General features: G+C 69.9%; 20 protein-coding genes and 1 pseudogene. 12 read left to right on the top strand and 9 right to left on the bottom strand.

Annotated elements, in window-relative coordinates; all coding sequences use genetic code 11:
• The first annotated feature begins 3 nt into the window (after positions 1-3).
• On the top strand, positions 4-756 hold the full coding sequence (locus RWE79_RS02755) for a TetR/AcrR family transcriptional regulator (RefSeq protein ID WP_475938375.1): 753 nt from the start codon (positions 4-6) through the stop codon (positions 754-756).
• 552 nt (positions 757-1,308) lie between these two features.
• On the opposite strand, the gene RWE79_RS02760 is transcribed toward RWE79_RS02755, so the two are convergent.
• Both RWE79_RS02760 and RWE79_RS02765 read right to left on the bottom strand, forming a co-directional pair.
• Positions 1,309-2,907 carry a PfkB family carbohydrate kinase gene (locus RWE79_RS02760; protein ID WP_475938376.1) on the bottom strand — a complete coding sequence of 533 codons (1,599 nt, stop codon included), beginning with the start codon at positions 2,905-2,907 and terminating at the stop codon, positions 1,309-1,311.
• Positions 2,897-4,348, bottom strand: coding sequence for a PfkB family carbohydrate kinase (locus RWE79_RS02765; protein ID WP_475938377.1), 1,452 nt, complete (start codon positions 4,346-4,348; stop codon positions 2,897-2,899). Before RWE79_RS02765 ends, RWE79_RS02760 begins: the two co-directional genes overlap by 11 nt.
• 326 nt (positions 4,349-4,674) lie before the next feature.
• Between RWE79_RS02765 and RWE79_RS02770 the strand changes: the two genes are divergently transcribed.
• The 3 genes from RWE79_RS02770 to RWE79_RS02780 all read left to right on the top strand — a co-directional run bounded on the left by RWE79_RS02770 (position 4,675) and on the right by RWE79_RS02780 (position 7,519).
• On the top strand, positions 4,675-5,394 hold the full coding sequence (locus RWE79_RS02770) for an MBL fold metallo-hydrolase (RefSeq protein WP_475938378.1): 720 nt from the start codon (positions 4,675-4,677) through the stop codon (positions 5,392-5,394).
• Positions 5,395-5,912: 518 nt separating this feature from the next.
• Entirely contained in the window at positions 5,913-7,043 is a 1,131-nt protein-coding gene (locus RWE79_RS02775) for a YihY/virulence factor BrkB family protein (RefSeq protein WP_475938379.1), read from the top strand.
• A gap of 209 nt (positions 7,044-7,252) precedes the next feature.
• Entirely contained in the window at positions 7,253-7,519 is a 267-nt protein-coding gene (locus tag RWE79_RS02780) for a DUF4235 domain-containing protein (protein WP_475938380.1), read from the top strand.
• 162 nt (positions 7,520-7,681) lie between these two features.
• On the opposite strand, the gene RWE79_RS02785 is transcribed toward RWE79_RS02780, so the two are convergent.
• Positions 7,682-8,824, bottom strand: a complete 1,143-nt coding sequence (locus RWE79_RS02785) for a carboxylate-amine ligase (protein WP_475938381.1) — start codon at positions 8,822-8,824, stop codon at positions 7,682-7,684.
• A 538-nt stretch (positions 8,825-9,362) separates the two neighbouring features.
• Here RWE79_RS02785 and RWE79_RS02790 point away from each other — a divergent pair.
• From RWE79_RS02790 to RWE79_RS02800, 3 genes are all read left to right on the top strand, one after another.
• The gene (locus RWE79_RS02790; protein WP_475938382.1) at positions 9,363-9,665 is read left to right on the top strand and encodes a helix-turn-helix transcriptional regulator; all 303 of its coding nucleotides are present in this window, start codon (positions 9,363-9,365) and stop codon (positions 9,663-9,665) included.
• 520 nt (positions 9,666-10,185) lie between these two features.
• Positions 10,186-11,283: an amidase domain-containing protein gene (locus RWE79_RS02795; protein ID WP_475938383.1), complete on the top strand. Its 1,098-nt coding sequence runs from the start codon at positions 10,186-10,188 to the stop codon at positions 11,281-11,283.
• 127 nt (positions 11,284-11,410) lie between these two features.
• Positions 11,411-11,764: a hypothetical protein gene (locus tag RWE79_RS02800; RefSeq protein ID WP_475938384.1), complete on the top strand. Its 354-nt coding sequence runs from the start codon at positions 11,411-11,413 to the stop codon at positions 11,762-11,764.
• A gap of 16 nt (positions 11,765-11,780) precedes the next feature.
• Here RWE79_RS02800 and RWE79_RS02805 read toward each other — a convergent pair whose 3' ends face one another.
• Positions 11,781-12,773, bottom strand: coding sequence for a magnesium and cobalt transport protein CorA (locus RWE79_RS02805; RefSeq protein ID WP_475938385.1), 993 nt, complete (start codon positions 12,771-12,773; stop codon positions 11,781-11,783).
• Between the two features lie 137 nt (positions 12,774-12,910).
• Between RWE79_RS02805 and RWE79_RS02810 the strand changes: the two genes are divergently transcribed.
• Both RWE79_RS02810 and RWE79_RS02815 read left to right on the top strand, forming a co-directional pair.
• On the top strand, positions 12,911-13,666 hold the full coding sequence (locus RWE79_RS02810) for a ZIP family metal transporter (protein WP_475938386.1): 756 nt from the start codon (positions 12,911-12,913) through the stop codon (positions 13,664-13,666).
• A gap of 150 nt (positions 13,667-13,816) precedes the next feature.
• A pseudogene (locus RWE79_RS02815) lies at positions 13,817-14,170 on the top strand (ATP-binding protein); the annotation flags it as partial.
• A gap of 92 nt (positions 14,171-14,262) precedes the next feature.
• Here the strand turns inward: RWE79_RS02815 and RWE79_RS02820 are convergent.
• The 5 genes from RWE79_RS02820 to RWE79_RS02840 form a co-directional block, all read right to left on the bottom strand.
• The gene (locus RWE79_RS02820) at positions 14,263-14,532 is read right to left on the bottom strand and encodes an STAS domain-containing protein (protein ID WP_475946431.1); all 270 of its coding nucleotides are present in this window, start codon (positions 14,530-14,532) and stop codon (positions 14,263-14,265) included.
• Between the two features lie 17 nt (positions 14,533-14,549).
• Positions 14,550-14,888 carry an STAS domain-containing protein gene (locus RWE79_RS02825; protein WP_475938387.1) on the bottom strand — a complete coding sequence of 113 codons (339 nt, stop codon included), beginning with the start codon at positions 14,886-14,888 and terminating at the stop codon, positions 14,550-14,552.
• 117 nt (positions 14,889-15,005) lie between these two features.
• Positions 15,006-15,425 carry an ATP-binding protein gene (locus RWE79_RS02830; RefSeq protein WP_475938388.1) on the bottom strand — a complete coding sequence of 140 codons (420 nt, stop codon included), beginning with the start codon at positions 15,423-15,425 and terminating at the stop codon, positions 15,006-15,008.
• A 208-nt stretch (positions 15,426-15,633) separates the two neighbouring features.
• Positions 15,634-16,299, bottom strand: a complete 666-nt coding sequence (locus tag RWE79_RS02835; protein ID WP_475938389.1) for an HAD family hydrolase — start codon at positions 16,297-16,299, stop codon at positions 15,634-15,636.
• Positions 16,300-16,681: 382 nt separating this feature from the next.
• Positions 16,682-17,554, bottom strand: a complete 873-nt coding sequence (locus RWE79_RS02840; protein WP_475938390.1) for a Rieske (2Fe-2S) protein — start codon at positions 17,552-17,554, stop codon at positions 16,682-16,684.
• A 236-nt stretch (positions 17,555-17,790) separates the two neighbouring features.
• Between RWE79_RS02840 and RWE79_RS02845 the strand changes: the two genes are divergently transcribed.
• The 3 genes from RWE79_RS02845 (at position 17,791) to RWE79_RS02855 (ending at position 19,621) form a co-directional block, all read left to right on the top strand.
• A complete protein-coding gene (locus tag RWE79_RS02845) occupies positions 17,791-17,946 on the top strand; it encodes a DUF6131 family protein (protein ID WP_475938391.1) in 156 nt (51 codons plus the stop codon).
• Positions 17,947-18,144: 198 nt separating this feature from the next.
• Positions 18,145-18,420 carry a DUF8129 domain-containing protein gene (locus RWE79_RS02850; protein ID WP_475938392.1) on the top strand — a complete coding sequence of 92 codons (276 nt, stop codon included), beginning with the start codon at positions 18,145-18,147 and terminating at the stop codon, positions 18,418-18,420.
• Positions 18,421-18,613: 193 nt separating this feature from the next.
• The gene (locus RWE79_RS02855; RefSeq protein ID WP_475938393.1) at positions 18,614-19,621 is read left to right on the top strand and encodes a TIGR03557 family F420-dependent LLM class oxidoreductase; all 1,008 of its coding nucleotides are present in this window, start codon (positions 18,614-18,616) and stop codon (positions 19,619-19,621) included.
• The last annotated feature ends 5 nt before the right edge of the window (positions 19,622-19,626 follow it).

Raw genomic sequence — 19,626 nt, forward strand, 5'->3', positions numbered from 1 at the left:
CACATGCCGCGCGAAACGCTGACCCGTGAACAGATCGTCAAGGCCGCCGTCGAACTACTGGACACCGAAGGTCTGGAGGGCCTGAGCATGCGCGCGCTGGGCAAGCGCCTGAGTTCCGCGGCCACGGCGGTCTACTGGCATGTGGGCAGCAAGGACAACCTCATCGCCCTCGCCGGTGACCAGGCGTGGAACGAGATCACGCTGCCCGACCTGGCCGCGACCGACTGGCGGACGGCCGCCACTGAGATGGCCACCGACCTGCACGCGATGCTCACCCGCCACCCCTGGCTGGTGCGGGTCTTCGGCTCCTTCCCGGTGTTCGGCCCCGGCAAGGCCCGCCACGATGACCACCTGCTCGCCGTCTACGAGGCGGCCGGATTCACCGGCGCGCAGGCCGACCAGGCGGCGGCCTCCGTCTTCGCCCTCGTACTCGGCAACGCCCTCGGCCCGGCCGCCGCGGCCTCGCTCACCAGGAAACTCAGCCACGACGGCGGCAACGCCGAAGAGCTGATGCGCGACACCATGGCGAACGCCCGCGAGATCGCGGCGCAGTTCCCACGGCTGCGCGCCCGCCTCGATACGGCCGCCGCCGACTACGCCGCCGCGCCCGACAAGACCTTCGGCTTCGGCCTCCACGCCATCCTCGACGGCATGGAAGCCCAACTCGGCGCCCACCGCCCACCGGCCGACCGCACCGGGCGCAAGCCACCCCGCCACGGCCAAGACCCCCGCGCCACGTCCCCCGCCACGTCATAGCAGCAGCCCAGCGACCCCAACCGAAACGCGGAGGCCAGCGGGCTGCTTCAGCTGGATTCGATTCGTCCCAGCGGATCGGCGCTCTCCGACAACGCCTTCTGCACCGCCGTCCAGCCGGCATCCTGGATGCCGAGCGCATGGCGAAGGCAGGCCCACTGACCCGTGGATCAGGGCCACGCGCTCGGGGTTCTCGTCCGTCGTTTCCCGGACCTCGTAGCCGGCCATCCCGCCGAGCGAGTGTTCCGCCCCGAACAGGGTGAGAAGGCTCTTGTCACCCGGGCTCAGGAAGTACGTCGGCCAGCCACTCCGGTCCTGTCGGACAGCGCGGAGTCGCCCTTGTCCCCGGCGACCACAAGGGTCGGCATGGTCATGCTCTCTCCGGCAACAGCCCGCGCGGCAGCGGCCCCGGCACTCCCCCAATGCCGCGATCCCTGACCGGCGAGCAGCACCGGCCAGACACAGCACCAGTTCGGTGGCGGTCCAGTCCCCCGGGCAGTGGCACCCGGCTCCGGGGCGGGAGGCATCCGCCGGGTGGGGCCGGCCGGCCGTGCCCTATGTGCGCTGGAAGCCCTGGGCAAGCATGACGCGGTCCACGTGCCACAAGGTCTTGTCGATGGCATTGCGCGGGAAGGTGAACGTACGGGGTGTGACGGCGGCAGGGACGAACTCGCAGCCCTCTTCGGCGAGCACCAGGACGCGGTCGAAGCCGCAGTGTCCCTGGAACAGGCCGATCTCGTGGATGACGTTCTGGCGGGCGACCCGGTGTCCGTCGTCGGTGGCGTCCTCGGCGGTCAGCACGCAGATGGCAAAGCTGCAGCGCTGCAGGTAGTCGCTCAGAGCTTCGGTCACCGGGCGGCTGCCCCAGGCGTCGGACTCGAAGGAGTAGACCGGCACGCCGAAGCGCTGCTCGATGAAGGTCTTGACCGCAAGCCACTCCTGGTTGCGGCCATGGGCGATGAAGACTCCGCCGGGCTGCGTGGCGGTGCGGCGGGTCGCGTCCATGGAGCGGACGAAGTCGCGGGTCACTTCGGCGAGTTGCGCGTGCCCGTGGCTGCCGACGTAACGCAGCTTGTGCCGGGCCAGAGTCATTCCGAGAAGAGCGCCGAGTTCCACCTGGAGGCGGTCGCCGGTGAGGACGGCCAGCAGTCCTGCGGCGAATACGTCGCCGGCTCCGGTGGCGTCCTCGACCTGGTCGTCGGCGAGTACGGTCTGGGGGTAGAAGTCGCCCAGGGCCTTGCCCGTTTCCAGGCGCCATGTGTGGATGCCGGTGCGTCGTTTGACAACGATGACGCTGCGGTCGCTGCCGAGCCGTTCCAGCAGCCGGGTGGCGATGTTCTCGTCGGCATCGGTGGGTGTACCCGCGCCGAGTTCGCGGAACTCGCGGTGGTTGAGGAGCAGGTAGTCGGCCAGTGCCACGATGCTGCGGATCTCGGAGGTGGGGTCGAGGCACCAGACGTGGCCGGGGTCGAAGCTGATCAGCGTTGCCGGGCTGGCCTGTTTGACGGCGCGGAGCAGGGCCAGCAGCAGCGCGGGGGTCCGCTCGTCGAGGAAGGAGGTGACATGGACGACCCGTGCGGAGGACAGATAGCCGACCAGGTCGTCGAAGGAGCGTTCCAGATGGTCGGCCATGGCGGCATTCGCGCCGGCGTGAGTGAGCAGGGTGCGATCGCCGTCTTCGGTGAAGGAGAAGCACACCCCGCACAGGCGTCCGTCGTCGCGGAAGACCATCCGATGGTCGACGCCGAGGGCCTGCAACTGGCCGACGGCGGACAGGCCCGGCCCCGGGACACGGCCGGCGGTACCGACATAGCCCAGGCGCAGGTCGAGCTGGAGCTGAGCAAGAGTGTTGATCGCGTTGAACGCGGAGCCGCCCAGCGCGGTCTGCAGCGAGGCGGGCTCGACTGCCTCCAGGGCCGCGTACACGATGTGTTCGTCCACCGCGGTTTCGGTGCCCCACTCGGGCAGTGGACGGCCTTCCTCCAGGAGGCCGGCGATGCGTACGCTCAGGGGAATCCCGCGGTCGGCGTCCGGTGCGCAGGCGCGGGAGGTGTTGGTGATGTAGTCGAGGTTCAGCGCCCCGATCCCGACCACGTCGAGGGCGAAATCCGACCGGGGCAGAACTGCGGGCCCCTTGCTCAGCTCATCGGTCATGCCGACTGCCTCCTCCTCGCAGGAACCCTTCCCTGACCAGCATTCTCTCCAGTTCCAGGAAGGTGGCATCGATACGGTCCGGTGCGAAGTCCAGCCGAATCAGGCCTCCGATATTCGACGGCGCCTCGCACCCTTCCTCTGCCAGGATCGCCACCCGGCCGAACCCGTAATACCCCTGGAAGATGCCGGCTTGGTGAACTGCGTCCTCACTCGCCCGCCGCCCCCCGCTGCTCATCAGCCGCGACGCGGACAGCACACACACCGCGAAACCGCACCACCCGAGCCGGTCACGCATCACCTGTTCGTAGTCGCCGCCGCTCACCTCGTCACGGGCCAGTGCGTGCACGACAAGACCGCAGTCCTCCTGCAGGAACCGTCTCAGCGTCCCCCACCCGCTGCCACCGTCATGCGCGACCAGCACCCCGGCGGGCCGGGTGCCCGGACCGGTCAGCTTTTCGGCCGACTGTACGAAACCCTCGCCCACCAGCGGAGGCCCGGCCACCGGCAGGTGCCCGTACTGCATACGATGACGGGCCAGACTCAGCCCGAGGAAAGACCCCAGCTCTGCCTGCATCCGCCGTGACATCAACGCGGCGAGCACCGCGGCGGAGAACACGTCCCCGGCGCCGGTCGCGTCCTCGATCGCCGTCTCCTGGCCGGGCCTGCGCAACTGGAACCGCTGCGCGAGCACCCCGGCCGCCGAGGAACGAAAGACCTCCACCAAGTCGTAGCGCTTGGTGACGAACACCGTGCACCCCGGCCCGCAACGCTCCAGGACCCGGACGGCCAGGACTTCGTCGGACTCCCCCAGCGCGTACTCCCCCAGCGCCTTGAACTCCCGGTGGTTGACGAACAGCAGATCGCTCAGAGCCAGAATCCCGCCGATGGCTTCGGTACGGTGCTCCGCCCAGTCGCAGCCCGGATCGAAACTTATCCGCAAGGCCGGGTTGTGCCGCCGCGCATCAGCCAGCACCTCCAGCATCAGCCCGGGCGTCACCTCGTCCAGGAACGACGTGACATGGACAATCCGGGCCCCCGCCAGATACGAGGCGATGTCCTCCCGGTGCTCACGTAAATGATCGGCCATCGCGAAATTCGCTCCCGGATGGGTCAGCATCACCCGCTCCACATCGTCCAGGAACGACAGGCACATCCCGCACAGCCGATCACTCCGACGCGCCACCCAGCGCCGGTCGATCCCCAGCAGATCCATCTGCCGGATGAACGACAGCCCCGGCGTCTCGATCCGCCCGACCACCCCCACAAACCCAAGACGGACGTCCACCCGCATCTGAGCCAGCGCGAAGACACAGATCCACGCCGAACCGCCCAGCGAAGCGTCCAACGACGACACGCCCAGCCGCTCGACAGCCTTGGTGATCACCGCCTCGTCAACCGGGCCCTCGGTGTTCCACTCGAACCGGGCGGTCGACTCGGACACCCGCTCAGCCATCCTCTGCGACAGCCTCGAAGCACTCGCGATCAAGTCGATGTTCAGCGCACCGAACCCGACAACCTCCGGACTGTGCCCCCCACCGGCCGAAACTCCACCAACCCCCACGGCCGCCCCCTCACAGCACGTCAGAACCCGCCCCCGGCTACTCCAACCCGGGCTATACCCCCACCCGGCTGCCCTACCCCCCGTCAGAGCCGCGATGGGGGAAGCCGGGGCCATCGGTGTTCCGTGGCCTGCCGTTCACGCCGCGCATAATGCGCCCGCGGCGGAAAGCAGCGGGCCACTCCTCGGCCTCCCGTTAGCGTCGCGCCATGGAACTCATCCGGATCACCTCTGCCGTCTGGCAGTTGGCCCTCCCTGTCGGGCACGTTCACGTCGTGCGTCTGCCGGACGGATACGGCCTGATCGATACCGGTGTGCCGGGGTCGGCCCCGGCGGTCCTGGACGCAATCGATCAGCTCGGCGGCCGTCCTCAGGACGTGCGGCAGATCGTTCTGACCCACTCTCACATCGACCATACGGGCTCGACTGCGGATCTCGTCGCGGCGACGGGCGCCCAGGTCTTGGCCGGCGCGCCGGACACCCCGTTCATCCGCGGCACCGCCCCCGAACCCGAGCCGGTGTTCACCGCCTCGGAACGCGCCCTTCATGCGCGGATCACGGCAGGATTCGCGGACGCGGGCGTGCCTCCTGTGAAGCATGTGCCGGTGGACATCGAGCTGCGCGACGGCGACACCCTCGCCGGCTGGGCCGAGACCGTCCACGTCCTGCATGTTCCGGGCCACACTCCGGGAGGCATCGCACTCCATCTCGCCTCCAGCGGCGTGTTGTTCCCGGGTGACATCGTCGCCACCGCGCAGGGCCGGGCCATCCTCGGTCCGTTCAACGTGGACAGGGAGGAGGCCATCGCTTCCTTCCGGCGCCTGGCCGCACTGGAGGTGGAAACGGTGTGCGTGCCTCACGGCGAACCGTTGATGGAAAACGCGGGCTCGGTGCTCCGGGCAGCTGCTCCGGAGGGTGACTGGCTGTGAGACGAGCGTCCGTCTGCTGCCGTCGCGGGTCGTGGGGTTCTTCGTGCCGGCCGCCCAAAGGCACTGCTCGACGGCGAATTCGTCACCGACGAGCCCGGTCTTCACCGCGCGATGGCAGAGGCTCTCGTAGGACCCGGGGGCTACTTCCGGCCGGGAGTGGAACGCGCGGACGTAGCGCGCCAAGCGCTGGCAGGTGTCGTCTCGGACCCTGATGAGGGGCTCACCTATGTCGAGGACATCGTGCGGCTGCTCGAACGCCGTGATGCCACCGTCGTTCTCCAGTAGCAGGGGGAGCACTCCGGAAGCCGGTGCGGGCCGATGGTGCCCGGGGTCGTCGGTTCGTCCACTTGGTGGCCCGTAAGCACCACGTCCACCTCTCCCACGCCCTCACCGCGGCCCTGCCGCTCCTTGTCCTGTCCCGCCTCGGGGGCCGGGCCACCCGGGCGGCGTGCTGCCGGTGGCGCGGTCGACCTCGGTGAATGAGGTGTGTGACGCGGGTACCGGGTTACGCGTTCCGTATGACACGGCTACTCGATTTCAGACACCGACACGGTTCGGATCGCCAGGACGGGGAGTCCCCGCGCGATGCTCCGGCCCAGCCGGCGACGCGTGATGCTGCCGACGGTCCTGGCCGGCCCCCGGACAGCCACGATCCCGACGAGAGTCTCGGCCCGGATCCGGAAGTGGAGCGCGAGGCGCCGGACGCTCCGACGGATATGTCGAAGAGGTCCTGGTGGGCGGTGCTGCGGCGGACGTTCGGCGAGTTCAAGGACGACGAGCTGACCGACCGCGCCGCGGCGCTGACCTACTACGGAATCCTGTCGCTGTTCCCCGCGCTGCTGGTGCTGGTCTCGCTGCTGGGGATCGCCGGCAGTTCGGCGACGAACAGTGTTCTGGACAACCTCAGGCGGTTCGCCCCGGGCCCTGCCCGTGACGTGATCACCAACGCGGTACGGCAGCTGCAGGGCAACGCGGGCACCGGCTCGGTGGTGGCGATCGTGGGCCTGGCGCTGGCAGTGTGGTCGGCGTCCGGTTATGTGGCCGCCTTCATCCGCGCCTCGAACGCCGTCTACGACATTCCCGAGGGCCGGCCGGTGTGGAAGGTGCTGCCGATACGCCTGGGTGCCACCGTGGTGCTGATGGTCCTGGCGGTCGTCAGCTCGCTGATCGTTGTCTTCACCGGCGCTTTGGCCCGGCGGGTCGGCACCACCCTCGGGATCGGGGACACCGCGTTGACGGTGTGGTCGATCGCGAAGTGGCCGGTGCTGGTCCTGCTGGTCACCAGCATGATCGCGATTCTGTACTGGGTGACGCCGAACGTGCGGGTCCGTGGCTTCCGCTGGATCACTCCGGGCAGCTTCCTCGCGCTGCTCATCTGGATGATCGCCTCCGCCGGGTTCGCATACTACGTGGCGAACTTCGGCTCGTACAACAAGACGTACGGCACCTTCGCCGGAATCATCGTCTTCCTGCTCTGGCTGTGGATCACCAATCTGGCGATCCTCCTGGGCCTGGAATTCGACGCCGAGATGGCCCGGGAACGTGCCATCGTCGGCGGCCACCCCGCCGAAGCCGAGCCCTACGTCGAGGTGCGCGACACACGCAAGTGGACGGAGCAGGACAGGCGGCGTCTCAGAGGGCAGCAGTGACGATTGTCCCGATCACGGTGTGAGCTGGACGGACGAGGGAAGCCAAAGGTCATGGCCCATGAACGCCGTGGCGGGTCTGCAAGACGGTGAACGACCGGCCGGACCACTCTTCCTTCCCGCCGGGCGCATGGCTGCCGCGGCAGAACAACCGCACCGTGCTGCTCGCACGCCGCTCCCGCACGGCACACCGTTCACGGAAGGGGAAGTCAGTGAAAGCCTCCAGCATCGTCTACAAGCCCCTCGGCATGGCTCTGGGCGCGGCCGGCGGCATGCTCGCCAGCCTCGTGTTCAAGCAGACCTGGAAACTCCTCGGCCGCGACCGGAACGCTCCCGACGCCACCGACGAGGAACGCGCCTGGCGGGAGATCCTGCTCACCGCAGCCCTGCAGGGCGCCATCTTCGCGGTCGTCAAGGCCGCCGTCGACCGTTCGGGCGCGGCCACCGTCCGCCGCCTCACCGGCACCTGGCCCGGCTGACGCCGATACCGCAGCCGGTGGCATCCGTCCTGATGGCCCGCTGGTGGGCGGCGTCCGGCACCTTCCGCGTGGCGGGCCGCCGCCGAGGCCGGGAGCACGGACGCTCAGGCCGGTGGCGACGGCGGCCGCCATACGACGAGCCGGTACGTCACGGGGCGCCGGTCAAGCCGACGTCCGGACGGGCTCGCCCTCGTCTCCGTCGGCCTTCCGGGGCGCCGGTGCGATCAGGTCCAGGAGGCCTTCGGTGCCGCCGTCGGCCAGTGCGACCCGCTGCCGCTCCGCCCCCGTGCCGCCGTCGAGCAGCCGCTTGACGCCGGACGTCACCCGGTCGAGGTCGCCCAGGTCGTTCAGGGCGGGCGTGATGTGGTCCAGCAGGGCACCGACGACCTCGGCGGCGGCAGCGGGTGTGCCACGCCGCGGGTCGACCAGGTCCGCGCTCAGCCCGTGGCGTGCGGCGTGCCAGCCCGCGGCCTGGAGAATGCTGGCCGGCGGGTCCAGCGGCCGCGCCCCGCGGCGCCCCTCACGCAGCGCGGTCGCCACCAGTGCGCGGGCGATCCCGGCGAGCGTGACGGCGGTGTCCACGTCGAGCTGGACGTCGGGCGCCCGGATTTCGAGCGTCGGGTACGCGTCGCAGAGCCGGGCGTGCCAGTACAGCTGGCGCCGGTCTCGGATCACCCCCGTGGCCAGCAGCGCGGCCACGCGCTCCTCGTAGTGAGCGGCGTCAGCGATGAACGGCGGCGGACCGCTGACCGGCCAGCGCCCGAAGACCACGGTGCGCCAGCTCGCGAAGCCGGTGTCGCGGCCGTCCCAGAACGGCGAATTGGCACCGAGCGCGACCAGCACCGGCAGCCAGGGCCGCAGCCGGCCGAGCGCGGCGGCGCCCGCGGGGCGATCGGGCACGGCGACATGAATGTGCATGCCGGCGATCAGCTGCTCGTCGACCAGGCGGGCGGCGTCCGCTCGCATCTCCTGATAGCGCCGCTGCTGCGTCACCGGTACGGCCGCCCCGGCCGAGAGGGGCGCTCCGCCGGTCGAGGCGAGCCGGCAGCCGGCACTGTGCGCGGCGGACGCCAGCGCCTGCCGGAACCGTGCGAGGTGTCCGGCGACCTCCTCCAGCCCTGTGCAGACCGGAGTGGCCACCTCCACCTGGGCCTGGAGAAGCTCGCTGTCGATCTCGTCGCCGCCCAGGGCGCCCTCGCGCTCGGCCGCGGCCCGGACCTGGGCGATCCGCGGTATCGGCAGCCCTGTCCGCTCGTCGAGCAGCAAATATTCTTCTTCCACACCGAGAGTCACGCCTGTCGTCATGTGAGTCCGGCTACCCGCGATTCACCGAGTCACGGCTTCCTGACCGTACGGCTCCCGGGGGCCTGCGGCCGCGGTTCCGGAGACCGGGTGGGTGACCGAGCGCCTCCGACGGACCCGGCTCACCAGCGCACAGCTCAGGGACCTGGAGCCCTCTCAGGCCCCGGCGCCCGTGGTACCGCGCCCGGCCCTTGAGCCCGGACACAAACCGCCCTGACGGCAATTCCTGGAAACTCAACATGGCGCTCGCCACGCCGGCGAGGGCCCCCGCACCAGCCCCTGCACGAAGAAGCACGGCGACGGAAGTGTTCGGCCCGGCGCCTGCCGCGGCGGAGGTCCGGGGCCTGGCGGCACGGACCCGCCCCCGCTGCTGCGCGAGGTCATCGTCCGCCTGACCGACGACGCGCTCCGTCCCACCCGCACCCCACAGCAGCGGCGCACCCTGGAACAGGTCGCCCTCGACGAACTGCACGGTGTCGACGCCCTCCCGCTGCTGCTGCCCTCGCCCACCGACGACCGGCTGCGTGCCCTGGCCGATCTGTTGCACGCCGATCCGGCCGATGCCCGCTCGCTGACCGGCCTCGGGATGGCCGTCGGCGCGAGCGAACGCACCCTCAGCCGACTGTTCCGCCAGGAGATCGGCATGAACTTCCGCCAGTGGCGCACCCAGTCGCGCCTGCATCACTCGCTGATCCTGCTCTCCGCCGGGGAGCAGGTGACCACCGTCGCCACGGCCTGCGGCTACGCCAATCCCAGCGCCTTCATCGAAGCGTTCCGGCACACCTTCGGCACCACCCCTGCCCGCCACCGCCAGGATCTCGCGTACCGCCCCGGCGCGGATTGAGCCGCCGCGGCGGCTCCCTGCCCGGCCGGTTGTCCGTCGATGCCGCCGCCATGGTCTGCGGATCGGTCGCCCGCATGCCGCCCCGTCCCTCGGCGGCTCGGCTCCCGCCGGGCACCGGCAGATGGCGGCCAGCGCTGGAATCGCCCGATCGCCGAGGCTGTCCCACGCCCTCGAACTGTCAGCGCCAGTACGCCCGGAAGCGCTCACGGGGTGGTGTGGTCGGGCTGCCCCGACGAGGGGGCTCCGCCCCGGCGGAGGGCTGTCCCGGCGCGGACGCGGGTGCACTCCTTGCCCCGTACCGGAGCCGCCCCGGTCGGCGGGGCGGCACCTCGCGCGTAGTGATGGTTCCACTTCGGTAACCCCCTTCACAGGAGCCGCACAGGCCGTGCGAGGATGCGGCTCCCGGTAGCGAGTGCCGGCGTAGAGGGGAACATCGTTGAAATCAAGAAGACTGAGCCATAAGGGGCGTCGGGCGACCATAGTCACGGCGGCGGCAGCCTCGATCGTCGCCGGCGCGGCGATGCTGCCCAACTGGACTGCGGGCGCGGCGAACGCCGACGACCCCACGGTGGACCCGTCGACCAGGGCCACCTTCCAGCGGCTGGCGGACGCGGTCTTCACCGACCGTACGGACGCCCTGGTGGACAACGGCAAGGCCAAGGGGAAGGCGTCGCTGGCGTCAAAGTTCTCCGGCGACGTGCGGCTGTCCTCCACGCAGTCGCGCGAAGAGAGCTCCGCACTGTCGCAGCTGCGGGGCCGCAAGTCCCGCCTGGCGTCGCTCGGTGAGAAGTACAGCTCGGCCAACACGAGCGTCTCGCTGGACCGTACCCGGGTGAAGGGCGGTCACGCCACGGTCGACGTCACCGAGACCACGAAGCTGACGTACGAGAAGGTGCAGGGCAACGAGCCGAAGACCACCGGCTTCCAGGCGCACCACGAGCTGACGTTCAAGGCCGACCGCGACGGCGACTGGCAGCTGACCGGCATCCGCGACACCGACGACGGCGTCGCGGTCAACCAGGTCACCACCACCACGTTCGCCGCCGCACCAAAGACCGCCGCCGACGACACGCCGCCCACGGCGGCCCGCTCCGTCACCACATGGCCCGCACCGGCCAAGCCGAAGACTCTCTCCGGCACCGCCTACGACTACAAGGCCATGGCGACGTACGCGGCCAAGTACTGGAACAAATACAACCCGGACTACCCGGACTTCAACGGGCAGGGTGCCGGCGGCGACTGCACCAACTTCGTCAGCCAGTCGCTGAAAGCAGGCGGCTGGAAGCATGTCCCCGGCTACACGAACGACTTCCACAAGTGGTTCGGCAACTCCGACATCCAGTCGGACTCGTTCGTCGGGGTCAACGAGTTCTCGTGGTTCGCCCTGTCCTCCAAGCGGGTCACCAGCCTCGCCAACGTCTACCAACTGGACGTGGGTGACGTGCTGCAGATGGACTTCAACAAGGACGGGTCCAAGGACCACAGCATGATCGTCACCTCCCGCAGCTCGCAGGGCGTGCCGTATGTGACGTACCACTCCACCAACACCTACAACAGGTCGGTGGCGAGCATCATCGCGTCGTACCCGAACGCGGCGTACTACGCCTACCGCACCTGAGCGGTCTCCTTCCGTGGGGGCGGGAGCCGGTCCGAGTGGTCCGGCTCCTCGCTCCTTCCGGGGCTGGTGATGTGGAGGTCGCCTTGGGCAACATCGACGACTCTCGTGCAGTGCGGCGGGGCGTGCGATGAGAACCGCCGCCGTGCACTGCGGGCGCAAGATGATCTCCGTTGGCCAGGAGGCCTCGATCCAGACCGTCCACGAACGCGTCTGGCATCTGGAGCGAAGCCCTTGGCATGCGGCCTGGCGTCGGGCCGTCGGTCTGGTCGGCCTGACCGGCTACATCGTCCTCGCCGCCTGGAGCGGCAGCCCGTGGCAGCGCAGCGCGGCTCAGCCCGCTCTGCGTGTCACCGCGACCCTGCCCGGCGGACTCCTGTTGTTCTGGTGGCTGCAGCGTCTCCTTCTCGGCTCCCGCGTGGCGTGGCCACGGCTGCTGCCCGGAGCCGTGGCCACCATGGCCGGCCCACCGGCCACGCACTGACCAACTGCGGGGAACCCTACAGCCAGCCGTTGCGGCGGAACGCCCGGTAGAGCAGGCCGGCCGAGGCGACCATCACGCCGATCGCGAGCGGGTAGCCGTAGGTCCACTTCAGCTCCGGCATGTGGGCGAAGTTCATGCCGTACAGCCCGGCCAGCATGGTCGGGATCGCCAAGATCGCGGCCCAGGCCGAGATGCGGCGCATGTCGTCGTTCTGCCAGGTGCCCACCCGGGCCAGATGGGCGTCGAGGACCGAGTTCAGCAGCTCGTCCAGGGAGCGGACCTCGGTATCGGTGCGCTGCGTGTGGTCGGCCACATCCCTGAAGTACGGCACGATGCCTTGCGGCCATTCGTCGCGTCCCGCGGCGAACTCCTGCACGACCGGCACCAGGGGCTGTACCGCGTCGCGGAACTCAACAACCTCCCGCTTGAGAGAGTAGATCTCCTCGGTGACGTCGTCCCGCGCCGAGGAGAACACGCACCGCTCCAGCTCGGTCAGGTCGGAGCGGACCTGCACGGCGGCCCGCATGTAGGCGTCGACCACCACGTCCAGCACGCAGTGCAGCACACTGACCGGGCCCAGACCAACCGTGACCGGGTCATTCCGCAGGCGGCGTACGGTCTCCTCGGTGGGGTCGACCGGGCCGTGCCGGACGGTCAGCACGAAGCGCGGGCCGACAAAGACCATGACCTCTCCGGTCTCGACGTCGGCGCTCCCCTCGACGTACCACAGCGTCTTCAGCGCGACCGCCAGCACGTCCCCGTACCGCTCGCGCTTTGGCCGCTGGTGGGCCTGGACCGCGTCCTCCACCGCCAGCGGATGCAGTCCGAGGTGATCCGCCAGGTCCTCCAGGTCGGGCCGGCCCGGCTCATCGAGATGGACCCAGGCGAACTCCCGCGGCTTCAGCTCCGCCACCCGGTCCAGGACCGCCCGCCGGCCACCGTCCGCCGCCTGCCCGCAGTCCACCTGCTCCGACTCGAAGCCTTGCTCGCTGTAGATCACGCACTCCATACATCACGTATGTGTCACCACACGGGATTTATGCACCAGGCGGCGGCCACAGGACCAGGACGCCGAACCATCCGCGGCCGGGCCGGGCGGCGGGCGCGCCTGGGTCGCAAGCGCCCCGCCGGGGTAGGGAGGTGATCATGTCGGAAGTGCTGCAGGCGGGTTTGTGGGGTTTGGTCGCGGGTTCGGCCCTTCTGTTGGGTGCGGCGCTCGGGTTCGGGGTGCGGGTACCGGCGAAGGTGATCGCCGCGGTCATGGCGTTCGGCGCGGGCGTGCTGCTGTCGGCGGTCTCCTTCGAACTCGTCGGGGAGGCCTACGATCGGGCGGGCATGGTGCCGACGACCATCGGAACGCTCGCCGGGGCCCTCGCCTACACGGCGGGAAATGTGTGGCTGGCCGGCCGCGGCGCGCGTCACCGCAAGCGTTCCGGACACCGGCAGGCCCAGCCTTCGGAGGCCGAGCAGGACGGCTCCGGGCTGGCGCTGGCGCTCGGTGCGCTGCTGGACGGTGTCCCGGAGTCGGCGGTCATCGGGGTCAGCCTGCTGGACGGCGGCGCGGTGAGCCTGGTGACCGTGGCGGCGGTGTTCATCAGCAATGTGCCCGAGGGGCTGTCGAGTTCCGCCGGCATGAAGCGGGCCGGCCGCAGCCGGGGTTACGTGTTCGGCGTCTGGGGCGCCATCGCGGCCGCGAGCACCGTCTCGTCGGTGCTCGGCTACACCGTGGTGGGCGGCTTCTCCCCGGCCGTCATCGCGGGCGTGACGGCGGTCGCGGCAGGCGCCATCCTGGCCATGATCGCCGACACCATGATCCCGGAGGCGTTCGCGGACAGCCATCTGGGCATTGGCCTGATCACTGTGTGCGGCTTCCTGGTCTCCTTCGGCCTCTCCCACATCTGAGCCGGAGCTCCCATCAAGGGAGACACAGGGGGTGACGTGCGGTGGATCAGGACATGAGGGGAACACGAAGCACAAGGCAGTCGACCGGTCCGCAGGAGCAGGTGAGCGGCCCGGCCCCTGTCCGAAAAGAGCGACGCGGGGAGATCAGTGATGGCGGAACGCTTCCTGGCAGTGCTGCCGGCCCTGGGACAGGCCGGCCGGGCCCGCCAGTGGGCCCAGGAGCAGGTGGACGAGTTCTCCTGGCCCACCCGCTGGCATCCCGAGGGCGCCGTGGTCGCGCTGGTGGTCTCGGAGCTGGTGACGAACGCCCTGAAACACGCGGGAGGCCGGGCGGGCCTGACTCTGACGTTCGGCGCGCGGCGGTTGCGGATCACCGTGAGCGACGAATCGCCCCGGTTGCCCGTCCTGTGCCGTCCCGGACGTGGTGAGCCGGGGCCGTGGGGTCTGCCCCTGGTGACGGCCGCTGCCGAGGACTGGGGCGTGGCGCGCCACGGGACCGGAAAGGCCGTGTGGGCGGATCTGGCCGCCCCCGGCGCCCCACCGTGTCCGGCACCTCCCGGAGCATCGCTGGGTACCGTCGGCGTTCAGGAGGTCGCTCAGGGGTGCTTGAGCTGCCCGGCAGCGACAGCGGGAAACAGCACTGCGGCGTCGGCGAGTTCCAGCAAGCGGGTCATGGCGTCGCTGGGGGTCGGCGGACACACACTTGCGGCCTGCTTCTCGGCGATCCGCCGGGCGATGATCAGGACATTGCGGAAGCTGGGGTCGGCAAAGGTCACGCCCGCCAGGCCAAGGACCAGATGCGGGTGGTGAGTCAGCGCCCGGTCCACCGCCCCGCGCGGGCGGGTGACACCGGCTTCGGAGTCCACAGGCCGAGCGGGCGCAATCAGGTGTGCAGGGCCTGCCCGGTAGTGGGGTACAGCGGGATGACCTCGTTCAGACCCACGAGCTTGATGGTGCTCAGGACAGGTTCGACCGCCCCGGCCAGACGGAGCCAGCCGCCGGCTGCCTGGACACCGGCATTGGCACGCAGCAGGGCGTTGATGCCACTGGAGTCGACAAACGCGGTTTCCGAAAGGTCGACCACCACATTGGGGCAGGCAGCACTGGTGACGGCGTGCATAAGTGCCGGGCTGGTGGTGAGGTCGAGTTCCCGGTCGGCGGTGACGACACTGACATCCGCAGGGACAGGGGGACGTGTCGTCGGTCGGTCGTCAGCAACCATCTTTCGACTTTCTTCTCGGGCAGCTCGGCCGCCGGTGTGCCCGTTCAGGCTGATCCAGGCACTACGACAGCGCAGAGTAAGGGCGGCTGTCAATCGGAGCCCGCACCGCCTGGCAGGCTACGTCATGGATACGCACACCCGTACCCGTTTGCCGGTCGGTGTCGGCTCGTCCTCGACGCTGTGACACAGGGCGAGCACGATCTCCAGGCCGTGCTGCCCGATGCGGCCCGGATCGCGGGGGCGTGCCGCCGGGTGGCTGCGGGAGGTGTCGCTCACGGTGATCTCCAGCAGGCCCGCGCGCAGCTCCACATCCAGCCGGCACGGCCCCGGCGCGTGCCGCACCGCGTTCGTCACCAGCTCGCTGACCACCAACCGAGCCGCCTGAAGCCGCTGTTCCGGCACAGGGACTCCTACCGCGCGGACCCGCTGCAGGAAAGCGGCCACGAAGTCGCGGGCGGCACCGATGGCGGACACCTCGCCGGCGTAGCCCACCGACGCCCGCAGGACATCCGGCCCTTCGTCCCCGTCGTGATCCATCCGGCTCACACCTGCCCCCTCGCCCACATCCGTGGAAGGAGACTCTACGGACGCTCTCCGCATGCGCCACTGACCGCCCCCGTGGTTCCGGCCCGTATGGCCCGTGGGACCGACGAGCATGTCGATCTCGTGCCTGGAGGCCGCGGACGACGGGGAGTCGGCCCGGAACCGGCCCGGAACATGGTCGTGTCGGCCAAAGGCCGTCATGTCAGGACCCCAGGGGGCTTGCGTCGATCCGCCGGAGCAGCTCCGCGGGGTCGTCGTAGACCGCGACAGCGCCGGCCGCCTCCAGGTCCGCACGAGGGATGCCGCCGGACAGCAGCGCGACACAGGGCACGCCCGCCTTGGCCGCGGCCTCGACGTCCCAGACCGTGTCGCCGACGAAAACCGCCCGCTCCGCGGGTACCCCGGCCTTCCGCAGAGCCTGCTCGACGATATCGGGCGCCGGCTTGCTGGCGGGAACGTCATCGGCGCTGGTGGCATCCGCGATGACGTCGTCGGCGTCGAGGGCGGCTCGCATGGCGGCGAGTTCCTTGCTGTCCGCCGAGGTGGCCAGCACGATCCGGCGTCCCCTCGCCGCGACCGCGCGCAGGAGGTCCACGGCACCCTCCAGCGGGGCCAGAGTGCCGGAGTACACCCCGTACAGGGCCTTGTGGGCGGCGCTGATCGCCGCGTCCTGGTCACGGTCCCGGTCATCGCCGAGCAGGGCGTCCAGCAGTTTGTCGGAACCCATACCGATGCTGCGGTGGATCGAGGCCGTCGCGACCCGGTGACCGGCCTGCCGGAACGCCTCCCACCAGGCCACGACGTGAAGATGGTTGGTGTCCACCAAAGTGCCGTCCATGTCGAACAGGGCGGCCCGCTGCTCATTCATGTCTCTCCCTCGTCGGCGGCTGCCGAGGCCCGGCTCCGGCCGCTCCTGCGCTGCTGCCGGTGCTGCCGGCGCTGATGCCGGTGCTCGCGGACTCACCCGAACGGGCTCATCTTTCGTTCTCCGTGCGGGCAGCGACCTCCTTCTGATCGGAACCTGCGGGCATCGATCTCATCCCGTTCGACGAGGTATGCCCGCGAGGGCGGCTACCCACTTCGGCGGAATCATCACCTCGGCGCTGGGGCCGTCGGCGAGAGGGGCACGCCGCACGCGGGGGGCGCTGACCGACGGGCTGTGTGCGGTGTCCGGCTCGCACGCCGGTGGCCCGGCCGATGGACCCGGCCGATGGACCCGGCCGATGGACTCGCTCGGTTCGTGACCGTCGTCAGGCCATGCGGATCTCGACCTGGCCGTCGGATGCCACCCGGCATTCGAACGCGGGCTGCGGGGCTGTCGCCGGGCCTTTCACGATCCCGCCGTCGGAGAGCCGGAACACGCTGCCGTGCCAGGGGCACGTGATGCACCCGGTGTCGACTTCGCCTTCGGACAGCGGGCCGGACATATGACTGCAGCGTTCGGCCAGGGCGTAGAGCTCGTTTCCGGTGTCGCGGACGACGACGACGGCGACCTCCGCGACCAACCGCTTGACCGGGCGGCCGACAGGGAAGTCACCGAGCGGCCCCAGCTGGTGCCAGCCGGGCTCGGCCAGCACGGGAACCGCCGCCGCGTGGTTGACCCCGGCGGCCTGCCGGTAGGCGAGGTGACCGCCGATCATGCCGCCCGCGGAGACCGCCGTGAGACCGGCGTACCCCAGGGCTCGTCCGAGGAGGGGCCGGCCGCGGTGGCGGGCGATCAGGGAGGCCGCGTACGCACCGACCGCGGTGATGTTGGCCGCGGCGTGCACCAGACCCACCCGGGCCTGCGGTGGCGGTTGCTCGGCCCAGTCGATCCAGCCCGCCAGCACGGCGGGCCCGGCGGCGGCAAGCCCCACGGCCACCAGACGGCGCGCAGCACGGCCCTCACCGGGCAGGAGGTCCAGCAAGGCCGCCGAGGTCCACGCGCCGACCGGCACTTGGACCAGCGCGGGATGGAGCGGATGGCCGAGCCACAGCCCGCGCAACACGTCACGGCCGCCGCCCAGAGGCAGCGCCCGTACCCCCTTGCGGACCACGGCGGCGACGCCGTCGAGCCACTTCTGGCCTTCGAGCGACACCAGCGCGGCGGACACCGGCGAAGCACTGCGGATACAGGCGGACATCTCGCTCCTCGACGATCGGGTCAGCTTCATATTCATTAGCTTTCCACCCATAACAGGGCAAAAACCGAACCGGTCGACATGCCACGGTCACATCGCTCGGCGCTACCGCATGAGGGGCTCCGCGAGCTGGTCCGGATGGCCGAACGCGTGGCACCGGCCCGGCGGCCGGATCAGGCTCTCCGGACCGATCGGGTGCACAGTTGACATAGGCGAAGCACCCACGAAGGGGCAGCAGCATGATCATCCTGGGCGTCATTCTCTTGATCATCGGCTTTCTCGCGGGCATCTCGATCCTGTGGACCATCGGGATCGTTCTGCTCGTGATCGGCGCCGTCCTGTGGATTCTGGGCGCGACAGGACGCGAGGTCGGCGGGCGACGCCACTACTGGTAGCCGGAACGCGGCGGCCGTTCGCCGTCGGTCGCCCCCCGGACGTCGCCGCCAAAGGCTCCGCCGGACCCGGCGGGGGTCCGCGCGGGCGTCGACCCCGGTACCCGTCCGGTACGGACCCTGATCCGCATGCGGACCGCCGGGGGGCGTTTCACTCCCTGAAGTGCGGGCACTCGACGGGTTACTTCGGAGGTGACGTCCGTGGAACTGTTCGACGACGCGATCCCAGGTCCGACCACCAGGGAACTGCCCATAGTCGATTACAACCATCTTCCGCGTCTCACGGTCGAGAGCCGCGCCAAAGACCTGAACCGCGAGCAGCTCGAACTCGTCCTCCGCTACGAACGCGAGCACAGCGACCGCACCCCGGTGATCCAGCTCCTCAACGGGCGCCTGCGCCAACTGCGCCTGCTCCGGCGCGGTGCGGTGCTGCCCCCCGGCGGGCCCGGCCCGGCGCCCCACGACACGCGCCCCTGAACCCCCGTTCGCCAACCGGCTCGGGTCCGGTACATCAGCCGATCGGCGGCTCCTCACGAGCGCAGCCGACGGATCGTACCGAAGATCGAGAAGTGACCACGGACAACCTCCTGCCTCCTGCTGAACGGTTCGCCACAGCCACTGTCACCGTGAGTCAGCCGATCACCCGGAGAAAGCGCCAGAGGCGAATGTCATGACCGCATACGGATACTTTCTGTCCTCGGAGGAGTTCGGCCCGGGGGAACTGCTGGACCAGGCCCGGATGGCCGAGCAGGCCGGTTTCGAAGCCCTGGCGATCTCGGATCACTTCCACCCCTGGAACAACGCGCAGGGTCAGAGCTCCTTCGTCTGGTCCGTGATCGGCGCCCTGTCCCAGGTGACCTCGCTCCCGGTGACGACACTGGTGACCTGCCCGATCGTGCGTATGCACCCAGCGGTGAACGCCCAGGCCGCCGCAACGGCCGCCACCCTCACCCCGGGACGGTTCCGCTTCGGCCTGGGCACGGGTGAGGCGTTGAACGAGCACGTCCTGGGTGACGCGTGGCCCGAAGCCGCCGAGCGGATGCTGATGCTGGAGGAGGCCGTCCAGGTCATCCGTCATCTGTTCACCGGTGAGCAGGTAACGCACCACGGCAAGCACTACACAGTCCAGAACGCCCGGCTCTACACGTTGCCGGATGAGCCCGTGCCCTTGTACATCTCGGGGTTCGGACCCCAAGCCGCTGCCCTGGCCGGACGTATCGGGGACGGCTTCGTCACGATGACCCCCAACGAGGACCTGATCGGCCAGTTCCGCCGGGCCGGAGGAGGCGCCAAACCGGTCATCGGGGGCCTCAAGGTCTGCTGGGACTCCGACAAGGACCAGGCCGTCAAGACAGTGCACCGCCTTTGGCCGAACGAACAGCTGCCCGGCGAGCTCGCGCAGATCCTTCCCACTCCTGAACACTTCGAGCAGGCCAGCACTCTGGTCACGGAAGAAATGATCAGAAACGGCGTCACCTGTGGTGACGACCCGGACGCCCACATCGAAGCGGTCACCGCCTATACCGCGGCCGGGTTCGACGAGGTCTACGTCAATCAGATCGGCCCCAACCAGCGCCAGTTCTTCGACTTCTACCGCACCGAGATCCTCCCGCGCCTGCGGGCGGAGAGCCGGGGCGCGAGCCCCACCCCGGTCTCGCCTCACGGCAGTGACGGGTAGACGAC

It is taken from the genome of Streptomyces sp. RLA131, assembly GCF_056270125.1.

Bases quoted from the DNA above. Each gene is read 5' to 3' on its own strand.
- RWE79_RS02755 (WP_475938375.1), top strand. From the start codon at position 4: ATGCCGCGCGAAACGCTGACCCGTGAACAGATCGTCAAGGCCGCCGTC.
- RWE79_RS02760 (WP_475938376.1), bottom strand. From the start codon at position 2,907: ATGACCGATGAGCTGAGCAAGGGGCCCGCAGTTCTGCCCCGGTCGGAT.
- RWE79_RS02770 (WP_475938378.1), top strand. From the start codon at position 4,675: ATGGAACTCATCCGGATCACCTCTGCCGTCTGGCAGTTGGCCCTCCCT.
- RWE79_RS02775 (WP_475938379.1), top strand. From the start codon at position 5,913: ATGACACGGCTACTCGATTTCAGACACCGACACGGTTCGGATCGCCAG.
- RWE79_RS02785 (WP_475938381.1), bottom strand. From the start codon at position 8,824: ATGACGACAGGCGTGACTCTCGGTGTGGAAGAAGAATATTTGCTGCTC.
- RWE79_RS02795 (WP_475938383.1), top strand. From the start codon at position 10,186: ATGCTGCCCAACTGGACTGCGGGCGCGGCGAACGCCGACGACCCCACG.
- RWE79_RS02800 (WP_475938384.1), top strand. From the start codon at position 11,411: ATGAGAACCGCCGCCGTGCACTGCGGGCGCAAGATGATCTCCGTTGGC.
- RWE79_RS02805 (WP_475938385.1), bottom strand. From the start codon at position 12,773: ATGGAGTGCGTGATCTACAGCGAGCAAGGCTTCGAGTCGGAGCAGGTG.
- RWE79_RS02810 (WP_475938386.1), top strand. From the start codon at position 12,911: ATGTCGGAAGTGCTGCAGGCGGGTTTGTGGGGTTTGGTCGCGGGTTCG.
- RWE79_RS02825 (WP_475938387.1), bottom strand. From the start codon at position 14,888: ATGGTTGCTGACGACCGACCGACGACACGTCCCCCTGTCCCTGCGGAT.
- RWE79_RS02830 (WP_475938388.1), bottom strand. From the start codon at position 15,425: ATGGATCACGACGGGGACGAAGGGCCGGATGTCCTGCGGGCGTCGGTG.
- RWE79_RS02835 (WP_475938389.1), bottom strand. From the start codon at position 16,299: ATGAATGAGCAGCGGGCCGCCCTGTTCGACATGGACGGCACTTTGGTG.
- RWE79_RS02840 (WP_475938390.1), bottom strand. From the start codon at position 17,554: ATGTCCGCCTGTATCCGCAGTGCTTCGCCGGTGTCCGCCGCGCTGGTG.
- RWE79_RS02845 (WP_475938391.1), top strand. From the start codon at position 17,791: ATGATCATCCTGGGCGTCATTCTCTTGATCATCGGCTTTCTCGCGGGC.
- RWE79_RS02855 (WP_475938393.1), top strand. From the start codon at position 18,614: ATGACCGCATACGGATACTTTCTGTCCTCGGAGGAGTTCGGCCCGGGG.